At 76.9% G+C, this 2,925-nt stretch carries 2 protein-coding genes; both read left to right on the forward strand.

All coding sequences use genetic code 11. The features are described 5' to 3' along the window. Positions 1-257: 257 nt before the first annotated feature. Complete coding sequence (locus E2C05_RS30545) at positions 258-1,049, forward strand: formyltransferase family protein (RefSeq protein WP_133223376.1); 792 nt, start codon at positions 258-260, stop codon at positions 1,047-1,049. Between the two features lie 499 nt (positions 1,050-1,548). Beyond that, positions 1,549-2,799, forward strand: coding sequence for a capsular polysaccharide export protein, LipB/KpsS family (locus tag E2C05_RS30550; RefSeq protein WP_133223377.1), 1,251 nt, complete (start codon positions 1,549-1,551; stop codon positions 2,797-2,799). The last annotated feature ends 126 nt before the right edge of the window (positions 2,800-2,925 follow it).

Consider the following 2,925-nt stretch of genomic DNA (forward strand, 5'->3'; position numbering starts at 1 on the left):
GGCGCGCCTGGCCGAACGCGGCCCGGCCCCGCGCCTGCCGCGTCCCGATGGGCACGGGCGGCCGGCACCAGCCCCCGGCGGCAGAGCATCCGCCGGTGTTCGGATGCGGGCCTCCGAACCCGCCCCGCCCTGGCGTGCCCTCCCTTCGCCATGGCCCACGGCAACCGCCATGGTCATTCGACCCCACCAGCATCCCGACCCGCCCAGGTGATCCCGCCTGAGCGGGACCTGCTCTAGCGGCGCGGCCTCGCCGAGCGATGCGCATCGCCCTCTTCACCCTGGAAGCGGCGCCCGGCAGCGCGGCGGTCGCCGCCTTCGCCGAGCGGCACGCCGCCGAGATCGTGCTGCTCGGCCTGTCCGACCCCTATCGGCCCGGCGCCGGCGGGCCGCTGCGGCAGGGCTGGCGGCACCTGCGGCGCTCCGGCCCAAGGCTGCTGCCCTTTCTGCTGGTGAACTATGCGCTGCCGCGGCTGCGGCCGGGGCCGACGCGGCTGCGGCGCCTGGCCGCGCGGCACGGTATCCCGCTGCAGGTGGTGCAGGCGGTGAACGGGCCGGCGATGGCGGCGGCGCTGCGGGCCGCCCGGCCGGACCTGCTCGTCTCCCTGCATTTCGACCAGATCTTCGCGCCGGAGACGCTCGCCCTGGCGCCGCTCGGCGGCCTCAACCTGCACCCGTCGCTGCTGCCGCGGCATCGCGGGCCGGTGCCTACGCTCTGGGCCCTGGCGGAGGAGCCGCCCTGCTTCGGCGTCACGGTGCACCGGCTGGCGCCGCGCATCGACGCCGGCGCCATCCTGGCGCAACGGGCGCTGGACCTGCCGGCCGGCGTCACCGCCAGCGCGGCGGCGCGGGCGCTGCACCTGGCCGGGCTGCCCCTGCTGGAGGATGCGATGGCGGCGCTGGCCGCGGGGCGCGGTGCGGGGCGGATGGCGGCGCCGCTGCCCTATTGCCCCTTCCCGCCGCCGGCGATGCTGCGCGGACTGGGCCGGCGCGGCCGGCGGCTGGTCGGCTGGCGGGACCTGCACGCCGCCTGGCACAGCCCGCGCGCTTGACCCGGCGCGGCGCGGCCCGCATCAGCCAGGGCGGCGGGCAGCGGCGTCCGGGGCTGCGGTCCCCGCCGCGCGCCGCCGCGGCAAGGGACGTGCTAGGGGATGTGCCAGGGGACGTGGCAGCGGACGTGCCAGCGGACGTCGCTGGGGCGTGGCAGGCAGCCATGCGGGCGTTCCCGGGCAGAGCGGATCGCGGCGGGCCGGGCGCCGGCGCCGCACACGTTTCCGTCACCACGGCCCCGCCGGGCTTCGCCGCATTCGCCCGCGGCCGCGATCCGTGCTGCATCATGCCGCCTTCGCTTCCGCCGCGGCCGCATGGTCCAGCCCGCCCGTCCCATAGCATCGCCACCCGGTCCGATGCCCCGATCTGACCGCGGCCCGCGTCCGGGCGGTTGCCGTTCGCCATGGCTCGCGGCAACCGTTCCGGTCTTTTGACTCGACGAGCATCTTCGCCCGATCAGGTGATTCCACCTGATCGGGATCTGCTCTAGGGCGAGCCGGCATGCCGTCGCTTCCGCCGGCGCCGCCGCGGCGCTTCCTGTTCCTGCAGGGCCCGATCAGCCCCTTCTTCCGGGAAGTCGCGGCCGGGCTGCGGGCGCTGGGCCATGCGACGCGGCGGATCAACCTCTCGCTCGGCGACCGGCTGTTCTGGGATGGCAGCTTCGCCACCGACTACACCGGCACCCCGGCGGACTGGCCGGGCTTCGTCGCGCACTATCTGGAGCGGGAGGCGATCACCGACCTCCTCCTGCTCGGCGAGCAGCGGCCCTACCATCGGGCCGCCATCGCCGCCGCGCGGTCCCGCGGCATCGCCGTGACGGTGACCGATTACGGCTATCTCCGCCCCGACTGGATCGTGCTGGAACGCGACGGCATGGGCGCCGAGAGCCGCTTCCCGCGCGACCCCGCCGCCATCCGGGCGCTGGCCGAGGGCCTGCCGGTTCCCGACCTGCGGCCGCGCTACGCCGCCGATTTCGCCCGGCAGGCGCGCTGGGACATGGCGGCGCACCTGGCCGCCCTGCTGCCCTTTCCCTTCCGGCACTACGAGAGCTACCTGCTGCACCACCCGGTGCCGGCCTATCTCGGCACCGGGCTGCGGCTGCTGCGGCGCCGGCGGGACACGGCGGAGGCGGCGCGGCGCTTGGCGGCGCTGGCGGGACAGCGGCCGCTCTTCCTGTTCGCCATGCAGATGGAGAACGACTTCTCCATCCGCGCCTATTCCGCCTTCCCCGACAACGACGCGGCGCTGCGCGCGGCGCTGCAGAGCTTCGCCCGCGGCGCGCCGCCGGGGGCGCAGTTCCTCGCCAAGGTGCATCCGCTGGATCCCGGGCTGAAGCGCTGGGGCGCAAGGCTGGCGCGTCTGGCGGCCGAGGCGGGGGTCGCGGGGCGGGCGCATCTGCTGGACGGCGCGCTGCCGGCCGAGGCGGCGATCCTCGCCAGCCATGGCGTCGTCACCATCAACAGCACCCTGGCGGTGGAGGCGATCGCCCTCGGCCGGCCGGTGCTGGCGCTCGGGCGGGCGATCTACCAGGTGCCGGGGCTCGCCTGGCAGGGGCCGCCGGACCGGTTCTGGCAGGATGCGCCGCCGCCCGACGCGGCGCTGGCGGATGCCTTCCTGCGCGGCATCGCCGCCTGCCTGCATGTGCGCGGCCGCTTCTATGGCCGGCCGGGGCTGGACGTGGCCGTGGCAGGCGCGGTGCGGCGGCTGCATATGGGCCTGGTCAACGCGCCGCTGCCGGCGGTGACGGCCTGAGCGGCCCGGACCGCGCCGCGTCCGCGGTGCCGGCGCGCGACACCCCGGCGTCCTCCCCCGCCCCCTCGCCCGGGCCGCCGGACCGGCCAGGCAAGGTGCCGCCCGGCCGGATCGGGGCGCCGGGCG

Source organism: Paracraurococcus ruber (genome assembly GCF_004353985.1).
Classification (GTDB): domain Bacteria; phylum Pseudomonadota; class Alphaproteobacteria; order Acetobacterales; family Acetobacteraceae; genus Paracraurococcus; species Paracraurococcus ruber.